This window comes from Salinibacterium sp. G-O1 (assembly GCF_030063305.1).
Classification (GTDB): Bacteria; Actinomycetota; Actinomycetes; order Actinomycetales; family Microbacteriaceae; genus Rhodoglobus.
Genome location: NZ_JASISV010000001.1, coordinates 150,271 through 168,106, shown reverse-complemented (window position 1 = coordinate 168,106; position 17,836 = coordinate 150,271). Strand labels below are relative to the sequence as shown.

At 64.7% G+C, this 17,836-nt stretch carries 18 protein-coding genes; 7 read left to right on the top strand and 11 right to left on the bottom strand.

Features of this window, described 5'->3' with window-relative positions; all coding sequences use genetic code 11:
* Nucleotides 1-182: 182 nt before the first annotated feature.
* Together QMG83_RS00870 and QMG83_RS00865 are read left to right on the top strand one after the other, a co-directional pair.
* Nucleotides 183-1,061, top strand: a complete 879-nt coding sequence (locus QMG83_RS00870) for a DNA-methyltransferase (RefSeq protein ID WP_283503480.1) — start codon at nt 183-185, stop codon at nt 1,059-1,061.
* Nucleotides 1,062-1,084: 23 nt separating this feature from the next.
* Nucleotides 1,085-1,885 carry an HAD-IIA family hydrolase gene (locus tag QMG83_RS00865; RefSeq protein WP_283503479.1) on the top strand — a complete coding sequence of 267 codons (801 nt, stop codon included), beginning with the start codon at nt 1,085-1,087 and terminating at the stop codon, nt 1,883-1,885.
* A 12-nt stretch (nt 1,886-1,897) separates the two neighbouring features.
* Here the strand turns inward: QMG83_RS00865 and QMG83_RS00860 are convergent, their stop codons facing one another.
* The 3 genes from QMG83_RS00860 to QMG83_RS00850 are packed head-to-tail and all read right to left on the bottom strand — an operon-like array spanning nt 1,898 to nt 3,814.
* Nucleotides 1,898-3,088: a septum formation family protein gene (locus tag QMG83_RS00860; RefSeq protein ID WP_283503478.1), complete on the bottom strand. Its 1,191-nt coding sequence runs from the start codon at nt 3,086-3,088 to the stop codon at nt 1,898-1,900.
* Nucleotides 3,085-3,636: an orotate phosphoribosyltransferase gene (pyrE, locus tag QMG83_RS00855; protein ID WP_283503477.1), complete on the bottom strand. Its 552-nt coding sequence runs from the start codon at nt 3,634-3,636 to the stop codon at nt 3,085-3,087. Before pyrE ends, QMG83_RS00860 begins: the two co-directional genes overlap by 4 nt.
* Before the next feature lie 31 nt (nt 3,637-3,667).
* Nucleotides 3,668-3,814, bottom strand: a complete 147-nt coding sequence (locus QMG83_RS00850) for a hypothetical protein (protein WP_283503476.1) — start codon at nt 3,812-3,814, stop codon at nt 3,668-3,670.
* A gap of 102 nt (nt 3,815-3,916) precedes the next feature.
* Here QMG83_RS00850 and QMG83_RS00845 point away from each other — a divergent pair, with 102 nt between their 5' ends.
* Both QMG83_RS00845 and QMG83_RS00840 read left to right on the top strand, forming a co-directional pair.
* Nucleotides 3,917-4,753 (top strand): exodeoxyribonuclease III, encoded by an 837-nt coding sequence (locus QMG83_RS00845; RefSeq protein WP_283503475.1) that lies wholly within the window; start codon nt 3,917-3,919, stop codon nt 4,751-4,753.
* A 67-nt stretch (nt 4,754-4,820) separates the two neighbouring features.
* Entirely contained in the window at nt 4,821-5,486 is a 666-nt protein-coding gene (locus QMG83_RS00840; RefSeq protein WP_283503474.1) for a GntR family transcriptional regulator, read from the top strand.
* A gap of 15 nt (nt 5,487-5,501) precedes the next feature.
* Here QMG83_RS00840 and QMG83_RS00835 read toward each other — a convergent pair whose 3' ends face one another.
* Nucleotides 5,502-6,551: a zinc-dependent alcohol dehydrogenase family protein gene (locus QMG83_RS00835; protein ID WP_283503473.1), complete on the bottom strand. Its 1,050-nt coding sequence runs from the start codon at nt 6,549-6,551 to the stop codon at nt 5,502-5,504.
* Between the two features lie 94 nt (nt 6,552-6,645).
* Between QMG83_RS00835 and QMG83_RS00830 the strand changes: the two genes are divergently transcribed.
* Complete coding sequence (locus tag QMG83_RS00830) at nt 6,646-7,233, top strand: nitroreductase family protein (RefSeq protein WP_283503472.1); 588 nt, start codon at nt 6,646-6,648, stop codon at nt 7,231-7,233.
* Between the two features lie 34 nt (nt 7,234-7,267).
* A complete protein-coding gene (locus tag QMG83_RS00825; RefSeq protein ID WP_283503471.1) occupies nt 7,268-8,245 on the top strand; it encodes an aldo/keto reductase in 978 nt (325 codons plus the stop codon).
* Between the two features lie 17 nt (nt 8,246-8,262).
* On the opposite strand, the gene QMG83_RS00820 is transcribed toward QMG83_RS00825, so the two are convergent.
* From QMG83_RS00820 to dnaK, 7 genes are read right to left on the bottom strand one after another with little or no spacing between them, the layout of a single operon-like run.
* On the bottom strand, nt 8,263-10,416 hold the full coding sequence (locus QMG83_RS00820; RefSeq protein WP_283503470.1) for an ATP-dependent Clp protease ATP-binding subunit: 2,154 nt from the start codon (nt 10,414-10,416) through the stop codon (nt 8,263-8,265).
* A gap of 53 nt (nt 10,417-10,469) precedes the next feature.
* The gene (locus QMG83_RS00815; protein WP_283503469.1) at nt 10,470-11,114 is read right to left on the bottom strand and encodes a hypothetical protein; all 645 of its coding nucleotides are present in this window, start codon (nt 11,112-11,114) and stop codon (nt 10,470-10,472) included.
* A 38-nt stretch (nt 11,115-11,152) separates the two neighbouring features.
* The gene (locus QMG83_RS00810) at nt 11,153-12,253 is read right to left on the bottom strand and encodes a class I SAM-dependent methyltransferase (protein ID WP_283503468.1); all 1,101 of its coding nucleotides are present in this window, start codon (nt 12,251-12,253) and stop codon (nt 11,153-11,155) included.
* Nucleotides 12,250-12,672 (bottom strand): heat shock protein transcriptional repressor HspR, encoded by a 423-nt coding sequence (locus tag QMG83_RS00805; protein ID WP_283503467.1) that lies wholly within the window; start codon nt 12,670-12,672, stop codon nt 12,250-12,252. Before QMG83_RS00805 ends, QMG83_RS00810 begins: the two co-directional genes overlap by 4 nt.
* Nucleotides 12,672-13,649 carry a DnaJ C-terminal domain-containing protein gene (locus QMG83_RS00800; RefSeq protein WP_283503466.1) on the bottom strand — a complete coding sequence of 326 codons (978 nt, stop codon included), beginning with the start codon at nt 13,647-13,649 and terminating at the stop codon, nt 12,672-12,674. Before QMG83_RS00800 ends, QMG83_RS00805 begins: the two co-directional genes overlap by 1 nt.
* Before the next feature lie 30 nt (nt 13,650-13,679).
* Nucleotides 13,680-14,342, bottom strand: a complete 663-nt coding sequence (locus QMG83_RS00795; RefSeq protein WP_283503465.1) for a nucleotide exchange factor GrpE — start codon at nt 14,340-14,342, stop codon at nt 13,680-13,682.
* Nucleotides 14,343-14,344: 2 nt separating this feature from the next.
* Nucleotides 14,345-16,219: a molecular chaperone DnaK gene (gene dnaK / locus QMG83_RS00790; protein WP_283503464.1), complete on the bottom strand. Its 1,875-nt coding sequence runs from the start codon at nt 16,217-16,219 to the stop codon at nt 14,345-14,347.
* A 175-nt stretch (nt 16,220-16,394) separates the two neighbouring features.
* On the opposite strand from dnaK, the gene QMG83_RS00785 reads away from it, so the two are divergent.
* Nucleotides 16,395-17,789, top strand: coding sequence for an MFS transporter (locus QMG83_RS00785; RefSeq protein ID WP_283503463.1), 1,395 nt, complete (start codon nt 16,395-16,397; stop codon nt 17,787-17,789).
* The last annotated feature ends 47 nt before the right edge of the window (nt 17,790-17,836 follow it).

The following is a 17,836-nucleotide window of genomic DNA, read 5'->3' as shown; positions in this document are numbered from 1 at the left end:
GATTTCTCGAGCGGATGCCACGGAGCCCAGCAGCGCGGCATCCAGAGAACGGTTTCTCCTTCATTTGGGTGTGAGGGCACGGGGACCTTGGGTGTGAGGGCACGGGGACCCTGGGTGTGAGGGCACGGGGACCCTGGGTGGGAGCCGCACCCGGACATGGCGGCACCTGTTAATCTCGCAACATGGACCTGGACCTCGCCCCCGCCACACCGGGGAGCACGCCCTGGACGCCCGACGGACCCAACCTCGTCATCCACGGCGACAACCTCCCCGTGATTGCGGCACTGCCCGATGAGAGTTTCAGACTCATCTATCTCGACCCTCCCTTCAACACCGGTCGAACGCAGACACGAACCTCGATCAAGACAGTGCGCAGCACCAACGGAGTCCGCACCGGATTCCAGGGTCGAAGCTACGAGACCGTCAAGGGCACCCTGACCAAATACGACGACACATTCGCCGACTACTGGGCGTTCCTGGAGCCGAGACTCATCGAGGCCTGGCGGCTGCTGGATGACCGTGGAACCCTCTACCTGCACCTCGACTACCGCGAATCCCACTACGCCAAGGTCATCCTCGATGCCCTGTTCGGCCGCGACAACTTTCTCAACGAGATCATCTGGGCGTACGACTACGGAGCGAGGGCCACAAAGAAGTGGCCATCGAAGCACGACACGATCCTCGTCTACGTCAAGAACCCGAAGACCTACTACTTCGACAACCTGGCGGTCGACCGCGAGCCCTACATGGCGCCGGGTCTGGTCACCGCCGAGAAGGCCGCTCGCGGCAAGCTTCCGACCGACGTGTGGTGGCACACCATCGTCTCGCCCACCGGCAGGGAGAAGACGGGATACGCCACCCAGAAGCCGGAAGGGGTCGTTCGCCGCATCATCCAGGCCTCCAGTGCTCCCGGCGACTGGGTGCTCGACTTCTTCGCGGGCAGCGGCACGACGGGCGCTGCGGCGAGCGCGCTCGACCGCCGCTTTGTGCTGGTCGATGAGAATCCCGATGCGATCACGGTGATGCGGTCCAGGCTCGGCGACAGGGCAACGTTCTCGTAGGGTGCCCCCGGTACGATGGCCGCATGAGTGATCGCGGCGAGATCGAGTGCTGGCTAACCGACATGGATGGCGTTCTCGTCCACGAGAACCAGCCGATTCCTGGCGCCTCCGACCTGCTGCAGCAGTGGCGCGACGAGGGCAAGCCCTACCTCGTGCTCACCAATAATTCGATCTTCACCCCGCGCGACCTGAGTGCCCGACTACGTGCCTCCGGCCTGCACGTGCCCGAGGAATCGATCTGGACCTCCGCACTTGCCACGGCCGACTTCCTCAAGTCGCAGATGCCGGGAGGCACCGCGTTCGTCATTGGCGAGGCGGGCATCACGACGGCCCTGCACGAGGCCGGTTTCATCATGACCGAGAGCGACCCCGACTACGTCGTCATCGGCGAAACGCGCAACTACTCGTTCGAGGCCATCACCAAAGCCATCAGGCTTATCGGGGCCGGCTCCAGATTCATTGTGACGAACCCGGATGCCACCGGCCCAAGCGCAGACGGGCCCCTGCCTGCCACCGGCGCCGTCGCTGCCCTCATCACGAAGGCCACCGGCAAGGAACCGTACGTGGTCGGCAAGCCGAACCCGATGATGTTCCGCTCGGCCATGAACAAGATCGGCGCTCACAGCGAGAACACCGGCATGATCGGCGACCGAATGGACACAGACATCGTTGCCGGGATCGAGGCGGGACTGCACACGATCCTGGTGCTCACCGGCATCAGCGACCAGGCCGAGATCGACAAGTACCCGTTCCGTCCAGACGAGATCCTGAACAGCGTCGCGGATTTGCTGTCGGCAGAACCGGTCGAAACTGAACTCGACTAGCCGGGCGAGCGGTCAGGCGGTCGGTACCGCGAGTGACCCTTCCAGGTCGCCACCACCCGCGCGCGTAACGAAGCAGTACGTGTTTCGCTCGCCCGCGGCCCATGCTTTGGGGGTGGCGGGGAAGCTCGAGTCAAGCTGGATGTCGTCGTATGCCTCGGCCGCGGCATAGTCCAGAACCGTGGTTGCTGAGCATTCGAGCGTTATTCTCGACTGCAGCTCGGTCTCTGACGGGTACGTGGCCGCTGAGTCATCCGGAAGTGTCGACTTCGACAGCAGCTGGCCGGTGTGAGGTTCGGCGCAATCGATCACCGTGTAGGTGTCCTGCCACGGTGACTCATATGCCGTGAGGCATTCACCCCCAAGCAATTCGTCCCACGCATGGTCCCCGTCGGCTAATGGACCCACCGCCGGGGCGGACTGGGTCGCAATCGGCTCCGGGGCCGGGGTGGCGACGGCCTCGGTGACTGCCGATCCGCCGCCGATCCGCATCCCGAGCAGGAAAAGCGCAACGAGGGCCAGCACAGCCACCAGGCCACCAGCTGCACCAATGAGAATCTTCTGCGATCGGGGCATGACGTTCGGCGCCGCACGACGTGGCCCCTCGTACAGTGCGACAGTCGACACCGGGGACGGTGTCCCGAAGGGAAGCGGCGTGTAGGCACTCTGAAAACCCGATTGTGCGGCAACCGCGGGCCACACCTGCTCTCGCGCATACTCCGGGGGCTGAACCAGCGTGGGTGGCATCGCCGTCGTGGGGGTCGGATAACCCGAGTCGACAGGAGTGTCGTAGTTGACGAACTTCGACTCCCCGAAGATCACGTCGATGTCGGATGACTCGAGGCCCTCGTTGACGGGATCAGGCAGTCCGACGGGGTGGGCAGCCAGCAACTCGGTCACCCCGGTCATCGCACTGTCGAGAGGGGGCGGAAGCTGTCGCGCTGAGACAGGTGGCATGTAGGGCGGCGGCTGTGTCGGCGGCGCCAGGGGGAAGACGGAGCGACCGACGACGGGAGACGCAGCGGTTGGCACATCCCAATCATCCGCGGGGATAACAGCGATCGCCTGTGTGGCCTCTGGTTCGGGTGTCGGCGCCGGCGCCTCGGGTGTCGTCGCCGCTGGCTCGGGCGCTGGATCAGTGCCTTTGTGGCTCGTCGGTGTCAGGTTCCACCGGAAGCCGCCAGGTTCGTCCGAACCGTCCGTCATGGGGCGAGACCCAGATCCGCCAATCCAATGGCAGCGAGGTAGGGGTAACCGGCGGCTTCGATCCGTTCGCGAGCGCCAGTATCGCGGTCGACGACGACCGCGACCGCGGCGATCTCGGCTCCGACTTTGAGGAGGGCCTCGACGGCGGCGAGCGGGGAACCACCCGTCGTCGATGTGTCTTCCAGCACAATGACACGCTGTCCCGCAAGATCGGGCCCTTCGACCTGCTTGCCGCGACCGTGGTCCTTCGGCTCCTTGCGCACAACGAAGGCATCGTACGAGAGGCCTCGCGCAGCACCCTGGTGCATGATCGCGGATGCGACGGGATCGGCTCCCATGGTCATCCCGCCTACGGCGCTTACGTCAGCAACGTCGGCGATGAGGTCGAGCATCACCTGGCCGATGAGGGGCGCAACCCTGTGGTCGAGACTCACTCTGCGCAGGTCGACGTAGTAGCTCGCCTTCTTGCCGCTGGTGAGCGTGAAGTCACCATGGAACACGGCATCGGCCGAGATGTAGTCAATGAGCTGCTGCCTGGCGTCCGTCACGGTTCCAGACTAGCGACTGATTCCCCGCACTTCACTCGAGAAAGTCGGCGAAGACGAGCAGCAGGCTGGCGATGACGATCGCCGCGAGCGCGACAATGGTGACGACCATGGCACACTTCGTTTCCCTGCGGGTGGCGGAGGCGGAGTCGTCATCCACACGTTCTTCGCGCGATAACACGTGCTTAGGGTATGGGCGCGGTGGCCTTGCTGTCGCGGCCCAGTTAGGGGGAGGCACGGGCGTGGTTCGGCTCTCGCGCGCGCTTCCGGATACCGTTAGAGCATGCGTGTTGCCACCTGGAATGTGAACTCGATCCGAAGCCGAGCCGGCAGGGTCATCGACTGGATGCTGCGTGAAGACATCGACGTGCTCGGCATGCAGGAAATCAAGTGCAAGGAGTCACAGTTCCCGTTCGAACAGTTCGCTGAGGCCGGGTATGAGGTCGAGATGCATGGGCTCAGCCAGTGGAACGGCGTCGCATTCGCCAGCCGACTGCCCATGGAGGACGTGTCTGTCGGCTTTGCCAGTGCGCCCGGCTTCGGCCGGCCGGATGATGACGGATCACTTTCGCAGGAGGCCCGCGCTCTCGGGGTGACGGTGGCCGGTGTGCGCCTGTGGAGCCTGTACGTGCCCAACGGCCGCGAGCTCGACAATGCGCACTATCCCTACAAGCTCGAATGGCTGGCCAACCTGGCAGCAGAGACTCGCGGCTGGCTGGCCGCTCATCCCGACCAGCCCCTCGCGCTCATGGGCGATTTCAATATCGCACCATTCGACTTCGATGTCTGGGACATCGCCGCCTTCGAGGGACGCACGCATGTCAGCCAGCCGGAGCGTGATGCTTTCGCGGCGTTCGAGACCGCGGGGATGATCGATGCGCTGCGCAGCCGTGGTGTCGAGGGTTACACCTATTGGGACTACCAGCAGCTCAGATTCCCGCGCAACGAGGGCATGCGCATCGACTTCATCCTGGGATCCGCCGCGTTCGACGCGTTGGTGTCTGAGCCGAAAATTCACCGCGAGGAGCGCAAAGGCGACGGACCGAGCGACCACGTGCCCGTGAGTGTCGATCTGGCAGTGGAACTCGACGATGATGACGATCGGCCCATGTTTCTGTAGGGGCTGGGGCGACACCCATGCCTGACCGATCGGACAGGCGTGGGCCGATAACGCATATGATCAAAGGATGAACGACAGCAACGACCCGGAATTCGGGCAGGTGCCTGCTGTCATCACCACCAGCAAGGTGGTCACCACGGTCTACGATCGCATCCTCCAGGCGATCCAGAACGGAACCCTCCTCCCCGGCCAGCACATCAGCGACGGTGAGATTGCTGAACAATTCGGGGTGTCACGCACTCCCGTCAGGGAAGCGATCCAGCGCCTTCGGGAGATCGGGCTCATCGAGGCGTCGTCGGGTAGGTTCACCCGCGTTGTGGATGTGACGCCCGAACAAACCGAGCATGCCTACATCGTGTGGCGTGCCCTCTACGCGGTCCTCATCAACGAGGTGATCCCCGACGCTCCCGCCCGTGCGTTCAACGTGATGATGCGCGACAATGCGAGCTTTTTGGCCGCCGTGCCCACCCGGGACGCCCGGGAGCTCGCGAGGACGAACCTAGACTTCTTCTCCAGACTTCCGCCGGAATCATCCAACGTCGCCCTTCAGCGAGCAATCAACTCTGTGGTGCACATCCTGAGCATCGGCGGTCAGCACCTGCCCACGTTCATCGACCTTCAGGCCCTGATCCAGGCCCAGGAGTTGCTCCTCCAGGCCGTCCGCGATCACGACCTTGTGGTCGCCCGCCAGGCAATGGTGGTACTCGGCGAGATCGAGATCCCGGTCGCCTGAGCGCCGCCGACGCGCTCAGGGGCGCAGCAGCACCTTGATCGCGCGCCGCTCGTCCATCGCGGCGTACGCCTCGGCCACCTCGGCCAGCGGCAACTCCAGATCGAAGACACGACCGGGATTGATCGCTCCCGAGAGCACCTCGGGCAGCAGTTCGTCGATGTAGTTGCGCACGGGAGCCACTCCGCCGTTTGCCCCGATGTTGTTGCCGAACATGAACCCGATCGGCAGCTCGGCCCCTCCGCTCGGCACGCCGACGTAACCGACCGTGCCCCCGGGTCGCACCGATCGCAGGGCCTGATCCATCGACTCCGTCGTGCCCACGCATTCGAGCACGCAGTCGGGGCCGATGCCATCGAAGAGTTCCTTGATGCGCGCGATGCCGTCGGCTCCGCGCTCCTCCACGATGTCGGTCGCGCCGAACTCGCGGGCGACCTCCTGGCGAGCGGCGTGACGCGACATCGCGACGATCCGCGAGGCACCGAGGCGTTTGGCCGCCAGCACTGCGCACAGCCCGACCGCGCCGTCGCCAACCACCACGACGGTGCTGCCGACGGTGACTCCGGCCGAGACCGCAGCGTGGTGGCCGGTCCCCATGACATCGGCGAGGGTGAGCAGGCTGGGGATGAGGTCATCCGCGGGCTGTCCCGGCGTTGCGACAAGTGATCCGTCGGCATGTGGCACGCGCACGCGCTCGCCCTGGGCGCCATCCGCGAAACCGCCGAGCCGATCATCCCGACCCCACCAGCCGCCGTGCAGGCATGAGGGGCTCACGCCATTGAGGCAGTTGGCGCAGGTCATGTCGCAGTCGTAGAAGGGGGCGATGACGAAGTCGCCGGGCTTGATGGTCACGACGTCGGGGCCGACGGATTCGACGATGCCAATGAACTCGTGACCGATCCGGCTCGGGGACGCTGTCGGGGTTACTCCGCGATACGGCCACAGATCCGAACCGCACACGCAGGCTGCGACCACCTTCACGATGGCGTCGCCCCCGGTGGACAACTCGGGGTCGGGAACCTCTTCGAGTCGGACATCTCGTTCACCGTGGATCACTGTTGCGCGCATTATTCGAGCCTAAGCGGGAATGCGCCGACCAGAATGTGTGTTTGCCGTGATGGGTCACCGGAGCCCCACCCGCTCACTGACCCAAAGGATTGACATGACCATCACAGCTGACGACCGTCGCGCCGTCACCGCTCATCCCATCGCCGGAGTCCTCGCCGACCGGTGGAGCCCCCGCTCGTTCGACTCCACGGCCGAGCTCACCGATCAGCAACTCACCACCCTCCTCGAGGCCGCTCGCTGGGCGCCGTCTGCTGCGAATTTTCAGCCCAGGCGCTTCATTGCTGCCCGCCGCGGCACCGCGGAGTTCCACGCCATCGTGGGCATGCTCGCCGAGGGAAATCAGCCGTGGGCGGTTCGGGCCTCCGCGCTCGTCATCGGTATCGCCGTGACCGCTGACTCCGACGGAAAGCCATACCGCTGGGCCGAATACGACCTCGGCCAGTCCCTCGCTCACCTCTCGGTGCAGGCACACACCGAAGGGCTGCACGTTCACCAGATCGGCGGCTTCGACCCAATCGCCGTCGCGCAGCACTTCGAGCTGGACGACTCCCTCGTTCCTGTGAGCGTCACCGCGATCGGGTCGATCGCGGATGTTTCAGAATTGGATGAGCGATACCAGGCCCGCGAGGTTGCAGGGCGCGAGCGCGCATCGCTCGACGACCTGGTACTGGTGTTCGCCTAGCCGCGCTAATCTCCCATCCGAAGAAAGGCTCACGATGAAGTACGCACGTCTCGGCAAGTCCGGTCTCGAAGTCTCCGCGATCACCCTCGGCTGCATGAGTTTCGGCGAATCGCAGCGCGGTGGTCACCCGTGGACCCTCTCGGAAGAGCACAGTCGTCCGCTCATCAAGCAGGCCCTCGAAGCCGGCATCACCACCTTCGACACCGCCAATGTCTATTCGGATGGCAGCAGTGAGGAGATCCTCGGCCGCGCGCTGCGCGATTTCAGCAACCGGGACGACTACGTGCTGGCCACGAAGGCGCACGGGCGGATGCGGCCAGGGCCCAACGGCGCCGGGCTCTCCCGCCGCGCCATCCTGGCCGAGATCGATCACAGTCTTACCCGACTCGGCACCGATCACGTCGACCTGTACCAGATCCACCGCTGGGATCCGCTGACCCCGATCGCAGAGACCATGGAGGCACTGCACGACGTGGTCAAGGCCGGCAAGGCGCGCTACATCGGTGCCTCATCCATGTTCGCGTGGCACTTCGCCACGGCGCAGCACACTGCCGACCTCGGAGGGTTCACCCGGTTCGTGTCGATGCAGGATCAGTACAACCTGCTCAACCGGGAGGAGGAGCGTGAAATGCTCCCGTATTGCCTCGACCAGGGCGTGGGCGTGCTGCCCTGGAGCCCACTGGCCCGCGGCAGGCTCACCCGAGATTGGGATGACTCCACCTCCCGCTCCGAGACCGACGAGTTTGGCAAGTCGTTGTACAAGCAGCAGGAGGCCGGCGACCGCAAGATCGCCGACGCGGTGGCCCTGATCGCGCGCGAGCGCGGAGTTCCGCGGGCGCAAGTGGCCCTCGCCTGGGTGCGCCAGCAGCCCGCCGTGACGTCGCCCATCGTGGGCGCGACCAAAGCGAGCCACCTCACGGATGCCGTCGCCTCCGTTGAGCTCACTTTGACCGAAGACGAGCTGGCCAGCCTCGCCGCCGACTACCTCCCTCGCGCCCCCGAGGGCTTCTAGTGCCCAGTGATCGATTACTACGATGTGAGCTTGTGAACCGCGAGGCCGTCGTTGGCGGAGTTGACTTCCACCAGCACCGTGTCACCGTCACGCACATCTCCCGACAGCAGTGACTTCGCGAGCGAGTCGTCGATCTGGCGCTGCATGAGCCTGCGCAACGGGCGGGCTCCGTACACCGGATCGTAGCCCCGCTCCGCGAGCCAGCTGCGAGCACCCGGCGTCACCGCGAGCTCGAGCCGTCGTCCCACGAGCCGCTTCGCGAGACGGTCGATGTACAGCTCGACGATCTGGCTGAGGTCGTCGGTGGTCAGCGGTGAGAACACCACGATGTCGTCGAGCCTGTTCACGAATTCCGGCTTGAATGCCTGCCGGACGAGCTCGTTCACGGCCGCCTTACGCTGCTCCCACGGCAGTGCCTGATCGGTGATGTACTGGCTGCCGAGATTGCTGGTCAGGATCAGGATGACGTTGCGGAAGTCGATCGTGCGACCCTGCCCATCGGTCAGCCGCCCGTCGTCGAGCACCTGCAGCAGCACGTCGAAAACCTCCGGGTGCGCCTTTTCGACCTCGTCGAGGAGGATCACGGAGTACGGCCGGCGGCGAACGGCCTCGGTCAGCTGCCCACCCTGCTCGTACCCGATGTAGCCGGGAGGGGCTCCGACCAGCCGTGACACTGTGTGCTTCTCGCCGTATTCGCTCATGTCGATGCGCACGAGCGCCTTCTCGTCGTCGAAGAGGTACTCGGCGAGTGCCTTCGCGAGCTCCGTCTTGCCGACGCCGGTGGGTCCGAGGAACAGGAATGACCCGGTCGGGCGATCGGGGTCTGAGATGCCCGCGCGCGTGCGCCTGACTGCCTCGGAGACCGACTGCACGGCATCCCTCTGCCCGATGAGTCGCTTACCGAGTTCGGTCTCGAGATGAAGCAGTTTCTCGGTCTCACCCTGTGTCAGCTTGTCGATCGGAATTCCGGTCCACGCCGCGATGACGCTGGCGATGTCGCCTTCGGTCACCTGGTCATTGACCATGCGATCGCCGATCGGCTCAGCGGATTCGGCCTCGACGATGGCGGTCTCGATCCCGGGGATGGTCTCGTAGTTGAGCTTTGACGCTGCCTGGTAGTCGCCCTCGCGCATGGCCCGGTCGAGCCGGATTCGGGCATCGTTCAGCTGGGACTTCAGGTTGCCAACTCCGGTGAGTGACGCCTTTTCGGCCTTCCACCGCTTCTCGAGTTCCGCCAGTTTCGCTCCGCTGGTGGCGAGGTCTTCCCGCAGCTTCGCGAGCCTCTCGCGGGACGCGTCGTCTTTTTCCTTCTTGAGCGCGACCTCCTCGATGCGCAGCCTGTCGACGGCCCGCTTGAGCTGGTCGATTTCGACCGGGCTCGAGTCGATCTCCATTTTGAGTCGGGATGCCGCCTCATCGATCAGGTCAATCGCCTTGTCCGGCAGTTTGCGGCCGGTGATGTAGCGGTTGCTGAGGGTAGCGGCCGCCACGAGAGCTGAGTCGGCGATCGCGACCTTGTGGTGCGCCTCGTAGCGCTCCTTGAGGCCGCGGAGGATGGCGACCGTGTCTTCCACCGAGGGTTCACCGACGAACACCTGCTGGAATCTGCGTTCGAGGGCGGCATCCTTCTCGATGTACTGGCGGTACTCGTCGAGGGTCGTCGCTCCGATCAGCCGCAGTTCGCCGCGTGCCAGCATCGGCTTCAGCATGTTCGATGCGGCGACTGAACCTTCGCCACCACCCGCTCCCATGAGCGTGTGCAGTTCGTCGATGAAGGTGATGACCTGACCGTCTGAGTCCTTGATCTCTTTGAGCACGGCCTTCAGGCGCTCTTCGAACTCTCCACGGTATTTGGCTCCGGCAACGAGCGCCGCGAGGTCAAGAGACACGAGCTGCTTGTCTTTGAGGGAGTCGGCAACGTCGCCGGCGATGATCCGTTGCGCGAGCCCCTCCACTACCGCCGTCTTGCCGACGCCGGGCTCTCCGATGAGAACAGGGTTGTTCTTGGTCCGGCGGGTGAGCACCTGACTGATCCGGCGGATCTCGGCGTCACGCCCGATCACCGGGTCGAGTTTGCCGCTGCGAGCGATCTCGGTGAGATTCACCCCGTAAGTCTCGAGGGCGGATTTCTGTTCGTCGTCGCTGGCGGGAGCGCCCTGCATGTTCGCCATAATGCCTCCAAAAACTTGAGTTGGTTCGACTCAAGTTTACGACATGATGTCGGTCAGGTGGCGGGACCTACGTCCTGAATATCGGCCGCGGGGCGCATCACATGCGCCATCCACCACCATGACAACCACCCGATCACGGCGGTCGACGCGATGCTCACCAGGAAGGCGATGACGCCGAGCGCGACGCCCAGCGGCAGGGTTTGACTGCTGTCATTATCGAACCCGATGCCGGTGAGTTGAAACGGCACGCTGAGCACACCCGACGCGATCCAGCTCGCAACAATGGCGATACCCGCAGCGGCCCAGGTGACCGGCCATGGCTTCACAATTCCGTGGGATCTGAGGATGCGCGCGCTGACGAACAGGGCAACGGCCATCAGCACCATGCCCACCAGGACCGCAATCACCAGCGGAATCATCCACAACTCGGGGTGGAGCCTGTCTACGAAGACCGCAATCTGGCGGTACCAGTCGGAATTCCCCGACGAGCGGCCGACGGACTGGAATACCAGACTGAGGACGGCCATCATCGCAAGGACCGCGAGGGGAACGCTGAACATCCAAAACCCGAGGCTGAGCAGGAGGAACCCGATGATGCCGGCGAGGCGCGCGCCCGACTTCTGGCGGGGTAGCAGCGGCGGCTTCGGGATCGCCGGCCTCTGTGCATTGGGCTGGTAGACATTGGTCGCGTCGGCCACGGTGGCACCTTTCTCTCGCTCGGCTCCTACGGTATCGGTCAGCGCTTGCGCGACAAGGTCACCGTGAACTTCGGGGTGCGTTCGATCTGACGCGTCCCGCCGATGATGCGCTCCAGGGTCGGGCGGTAGTCCAGGTGCGAGTTGAACACCGTCCACAGTTCGCCGCCGGGCCGCAACATCCGGGTGGCCGCCTCGAAGAGTTTCGTCGAGACGCCCGAGTGGACGGCCGCCCCCGTGTGGAAGGGCGGGTTGAGCACGACGAGGTCGACGCTGCGTTTCGCGACCGTTGAGGCCGCATCATCCCTCGTCACCGTCACCGTCACCGCGAGATCGTTCGCCAGCGCGGTGAGCGTGGCGGATGCCACAGCGGCAGCAGACTCGTCGGTGGCGAGTACCGACGCCGTCGGGTTTTGCCGCGCGAGGGCTGCCGCGAGGATTCCCGTGCCGCAGCCCAGGTCGACCGCGGACTCGAACGGCGCGACGCGGTCGAGCGACCCGAGGAGCGCGCGGGTGCCGATGTCGATGGAGGTTCCGGCGAAGACACCGCCGGTCGCCACCACCCAGAGTCCGAGGTCGGCGTGAAACTTTCGGCGGGGCTCGGTGAGCGTCCCCGTCAGCGGTTGGCGAGCGATTAGTCCGCGCGACTTCTGCCGGGCGTGGGTCACATCCACGGTTCCGAAATGGCGGCGCAGCACCTCGTTCATCGTGACCGTCATGTGCTTGATGCGACCGCCGGCGACCACCACCACGTCGGGTGAGGCGTGCCTGGCGATGAGGGCCGCGATCTCGTCGAGCGCGTCGAGCGATCGCGGCAGCCGGAGCAGCACGAGCGTGGCGCCGTCCACCAGTTCCGGCGTCAGCGGCAGCGACTCGAAACTGCCCTCGAAACTTCCCTCGCTATTAGCGTGGAGCGCGAGTTCTCCCGAGAGCCGGTCCTGGTGCACACGCACGTGAGTGGCTCCACGGCCGAGAGCGCCGAGGGTCAGGGCGCCGTATTCGTCGCCGATCACCACCACAGCACCCCTTAGACGTGCCCCAGCCTCGTCGAGAATGAGGGTGTCTGCGGTATCCCAAGCCCGAAGATCCGGCGATTCGAGGTCCGGCCAGCGGCGCAGGGAATCGAATTCGAGCTCGCTCATTCTGAGCGCTGCCCCAGTTGGCGCCAGACCACGACGGCATTCGAGCGCTTGGAACGCTCCCCGGTGCGCATCGACACAACGTCACCCTCAGATCCTGCAGCGAAGACCCGGCGACCCGGCCGCGCGAGCATTTCGTTGGACAGGGCGTGCTCGAGCTCGCGCACGCGCGCATTCAGCTCGGCTACCTGATTTTCCAGTTCGAGGATGCGCCTGATGCCCTCAAGGTTCAGCCCTTGCGCGCTCAAAGCGGCGATCTCGCGCAATTGCACGACGTCGCGCATCGAGTAGCGGCGCGAGTGCCCGGCGGTGCGAGTCGGACTCACCAGCCCGATGCGGTCGTACTGCCGCAGGGTCTGCGGGTGCATACCCGCAAGCTCCGCGGCAACCGCGATCGCGAACAGGGGCGAGTACTCGTCCATCAGGCGGAGGTGGCCTTCTCGAGCAGTTCTTCGCGGGGATTGCCTCGAGGCATTGCCGCGGCGAACGCCTCGAGATGCTTGAGGGCGTCTTCCGTCAACCTCGCCGGCACGGCGACCTGCACCTCGGCAAGGAGGTCGCCGACACCCTTGGCGGATGTCACCCCCCGGTCTTTCACGCGAAGGATTCTGCCGCTCGGTGTGCCGGGAGCCACGCGGAGCTTGACCGGGTCGCCACCGAGGGTCGGCACCTCGATGGTGGCTCCGAGGGTTGCCTCGACGAAGGTGACTGGAACCACGACGCGAAGATTCAGGCCGTCCCGTTCGAAGACCGGATGCTTGCGCACCGTGATCGAGAGCACCAAGTCTCCGGCGGGGCCGCCGTCATGGCTCGGTTCGCCCTTGCCTTTGAGGCGGATCTTCTGCCCGTCACTGACACCGGCCGGAATCTTGACGTTGATCGCCTTGGCCCCGGCGGGCTGCAGTTTGATCGTCTCACCGCGAATCGCGGTGACGAAGTCGAGGGTGGTGCTGGCCGTGAGGTCGCGGCCCTTGGTGGGTCCACCAGCCCCACGAAATCCGCCGCTGGTTGAGCCGAAGCCGCCACCGCCGAACATCCCGCCGAGTAGGTCTTCGAATGACGCGCTCGACTGGGTGCCCGGGCGCTGTTGCTGCCCGAACATCCCGCCGAACACGTCTTCGAAGCCGCCACCCTGCTGGCCGCCCGCCGAGAAGCGGGCGCCACCGCCCATGGCGCGGATCTGGTCGTACTCCTTGCGAAGAGCGGGGTCAGAGAGCACCGAATGTGCTTCGCTGATCTCCTTGAACTTCGCCTCGGCCTTCGCATCGCCCGGGTTGGAATCCGGATGATACTGCCGAGCGAGCTTGCGATAGGTCTTCTTCAGGTCAGCCTCGCTGATCGTCTTGGAGACGCCGAGTACCGCGTAGAAGTCCTTATCGAACCAGTCCTGGCTCGCCATATGCGTTCCTGCCTAATCTTTGCCGCGGGCTTATTCTGCCGGAACGAACACGGCGACCTTTGCTGGACGAACCAGCCTGTCGCCGAGCACATACCCCGCCGAGATCACGTCGCCGATGGTGTTGACCGTAACCTCGGGGTTCGGCAGCTGCACGACGGCCTCGTGGAAGGCGGGATCGAAGGGCTCGCCCTTCACTCCCACCTGCTTGAGTCCGTACTTCTCGAAAGCGCCCCGAATTTTCTGGGCCACGATCGTCAGCGGCGCACCGTCCTTGAGGTCTCCGTGAGTTTCAGCGAGTGCGAGGTCGTCGAGAGCAGGCAGCAGAGATCTGATGACCTCGGCAATGACTGCGTCGCGGTTGAGCGCACGGTCGCGTTCGACCCGCGTACGGAAGTTCACAAGTTCGGCCTGTGCCCGCAGCATGTCTGATCGCATCTCGGCGACCAGATCAGTTGCCGCCTGGTCGAGGAGCACCTGATCAGCGTCTGTCAGTTCAGCGCCGTCCTCTGTGTCATCATCCGCTGCAGCGCCATCGGTGCCGGCCGCCGGGGCGGATGCCGAAGCATCCACCCCGTCGGTACCGTCACCGGCGTCGGCTGGCTCGCGAACATTGCCGGTCTCCGGGTCGACCCTCCGCTTGTCGCGGATGACGGGCTCTTCCTGGTTGTCGTCGTTGTTCTTCTTGTGAGCCATGGCTACTTCTTGGACTCTGAGTCTGTCGAAGGCTCCTCGTCGTCAACAACCTCGGCATCGACGATGTCTTCGTCGCTGCCCTCGGCCGCTGGCTCCTCGGCTGACGCACCCTCGGCGGGCGCCTCCTGCGACGCGCTGTAGATGGCCTGCCCGAGCTTCTGCTGGCTCTCGTTGAGCGTGTCGAAGGCGGTCTTGACGGCCGCCTCGTCGTCGCCGGCGAGCGCGGTCTTGAGCGCATCCACATCGGCCTGCACTTCGCTCTTCACGTCGTCGGGGAGCTTGTCCTCGTTGTCCTTGATGAGCTTGTCGGTCGAATAGGCGAGCTGCTCGGCCGTGTTGCGCACCTCAGCGGTCTCGCGACGCGCCTTGTCTTCTGCAGCGTGCTCTTCACCCTCGCGCACCATGCGCTCGATGTCATCCTTCGACAGCGACGAGCCGCCGGTGATCGTCATCGACTGCTCCTTGCCGGTGCCCTTGTCTTTCGCAGACACGTGCACGATGCCGTTGGCGTCGATGTCGAAAGTGACCTCAACCTGCGGGATGCCACGGGGTGCTGGCGCGATGCCCTGCAACTCGAACGTTCCCAGGTTCTTGTTGTCCCTGGTGAACTCGCGCTCGCCCTGGAAGACCTGGATGGCCACTGACGGCTGGTTGTCGTCTGCGGTGGTGAACGTCTCACTGCGCTTGGTCGGGATCGCGGTGTTGCGCTCGATGAGCTTTGTCATGATTCCACCCTTGGTCTCGATTCCGAGGCTCAGGGGGGTCACGTCGATGAGCAGAACGTCCTTGCGCTCGCCCTTCAGAACGCCGGCCTGGAGTGCGGCGCCGACGGCGACCACCTCATCAGGGTTGACGCCCTTGTTGGGCTCCTTGCCACCGGTGAGCTTCTTGACGAGCTCAACGACGGCGGGCATGCGGGTCGATCCACCGACGAGAACGACGTGAGCAACATCGGCCAGCTTCACGCCGGCCTCCTTGATGACGTCGTTGAACGGCTTGCGGGTGCGCTCAAGCAGGTCTGCCGTGAGCTCCTCGAACTTGGCGCGCGTGAGCGACTCGTCGAGGTTGGCCGGGCCATTCTCCGTGAGAGAGAGGTACGGCAGCTGAATGGTGGTGCTGGTCTGGCTGGACAGTTCCTTCTTGGCCTGCTCGGCGGCTTCCTTGAGGCGCTGCTTGGCGATCTTGTCCTTCGAGACGTCGACACCGGTCGAGTCCTTGAAGCGTCCGATCAGGTAGTCGACGACGCGCTGGTCCCAGTCGTCTCCACCGAGGCGGTTGTCGCCCGAGGTGGACTTGACCTGGATGGTCGAGAAGTCGTCGTCCTTGCCCACTTCGAGGAGCGAGACGTCGAACGTTCCGCCACCGAGGTCGAAGACGAGGATGAGCTCGTCTTCCTTGCCCTTGTCGAGGCCGTAGGCCAGCGCGGCCGCGGTGGGCTCGTTGATGATGCGCAGCACGTTGAGTCCGGCGATCTCACCGGCCTCCTTGGTGGCCTGGCGCTCGGCGTCGTTGAAGTACGCGGGAACCGTCACTACGGCGTCGGTTACCGGCTCGCCGAGGTACTGCTCGGCGTCACGCTTCAGCTTCGCGAGGATGCGCGCTGAGATCTCCTGCGCCGTGTACTTCTTGGTGTCGATGTCCTGCTTCCAGTCGGTGCCCATGTGGCGCTTGACTGAGGCGATCGTGCGATCGACGTTAGTGACGGCCTGGCGCTTGGCGGTTTCACCAACCAGCACCTCGCCGTCTTTGGTGAAGGCCACAACCGATGGGGTCGTGCGGAAACCTTCTGCGTTGGCGATGACGGTGGGTTCTCCACCTTCGAGGACGGCAACCACCGAATTCGTGGTTCCGAGGTCGATTCCTACTGCTCGAGCCATGTGCTCTTACTCCTTGTTGGTCTCATCGCGGCTTAGTTGAGTCGCGTTGTATCAAGTTTGCACGGCGCGAATTCGAGAGTCAAGTTGGAAACCTGAGACTTGAGTGTGAGTGACTCAAGTTTTCCCCCAGAATGTCGTTCACCCGTCGGCCACCCCCAGCCGCTAGCGTGTCAGCATGACTGACAAGACGGTTCCCACCGCGGCAAACACGGGGGCCATCGCGGCCGTCGGGCTCGATCTGCAGGAGGGAAAGGTCATCCCCCGCAAGCAGGTTTTCTCGTGGGCCCTGTGGGACTGGGCGACACAACCATTCAACTCGGTCATCCTCACCTTCGTTTTCACAGCGCTGTACCTGACAACGGACACCTTCCTGCCGCCGGAGATCGCGGCTCTCGGCGCCGGCAACACCGAGTACGACCTCGCGCTGTCACAGCTGTCGAGCCAATACGGCGTCGCCATCTTCGTCGCGGGAGCCCTGATCGCACTGCTCGCTCCCGTGCAGGGCCAGCGCGCCGACGCCTCGGGCCGACGCAAGCTTTGGCTCGCCGTCAGCACCGGGGTGCTCGTGCTGTGCATGGCCGCGCTCTTCTTCGTGCAGGCGTCGCCTCCGTTCTTCATCCTGGGCATTTCCCTCATCGCGATCGGAAGCGTCTTCAGCGAGATTGCCGGGGTCAACTACAACGCGATGCTCGTGCAGGTATCGACACGTAAGACCATCGGCAAGATCAGCGGACTCGGCTGGGGCTTCGGCTATCTCGGTGGCATCGTCGCCCTGATCATCGTCGTCGTGCTCACCCAACTCGATTGGCTAGGCATGTCGACCGAGAACGGGATGGCGTTCCGCGTGATCGCGGTGGGATGCGCCGTGTGGACTGTGCTGTTCAGCATCCCGATCTTCCTGAACGTGCCGGAGGCCGAGCCAGCACCCGGCCGCCCACAGGTCGGCTTCTTTGCCAGCTACGTCGTTCTCGTGAAGGATGTCGCCCGCCTGTACCGCGAGACCCGCCCGACCTTCTGGTTCCTGCTGGCCAGCGCCGTCTACCGCGACGGTCTGGCCGGAGTTTTCGCCTTCGGCGCGATCATTGCTGCGGTCACCTTCCGGTTCACGAGCAACGAGGTGCTGCTGTTCGGTGTTGTGGCGAACCTCGTCGCCGGCATCAGCACGATCATCGCTGGTCGCTTCGACGACATCTTCGGTCCACGTGCCGTGATCATTTTCTCCCTGTTCGGGCTGATCGTCGCAGGCACCGCCACCTTCCTCCTTCACGACGCGGGCAAGCTGGTGTTCTGGGTCGCCGGGCTGCTGCTCACCGTCTTCGTGGGTCCCGCGCAGGCCGCGAGCAGGTCGCTGCTCACCCGGGTGACCCCGGCCGGGCGCGAGGGCGAGATCTTCGGCCTCTACGCGACGACCGGCCGCGCGGCGAGCTTCCTGTCGCCAGGGCTGTGGGCGCTGTTCATCGCGATCTTCGGCTTCCAGTACTGGGGCATCCTGGGCATTGTTGTCGTGCTCGCGGTCGGGCTCGGCCTCATGCTGCTCGTGAAGCTGCCCAAGCACGTCAGGGAGCGCTAGCAGCGTCCGAAACTCGCCGGAAACTGTCAGGGCACTTCCGGCAGGCT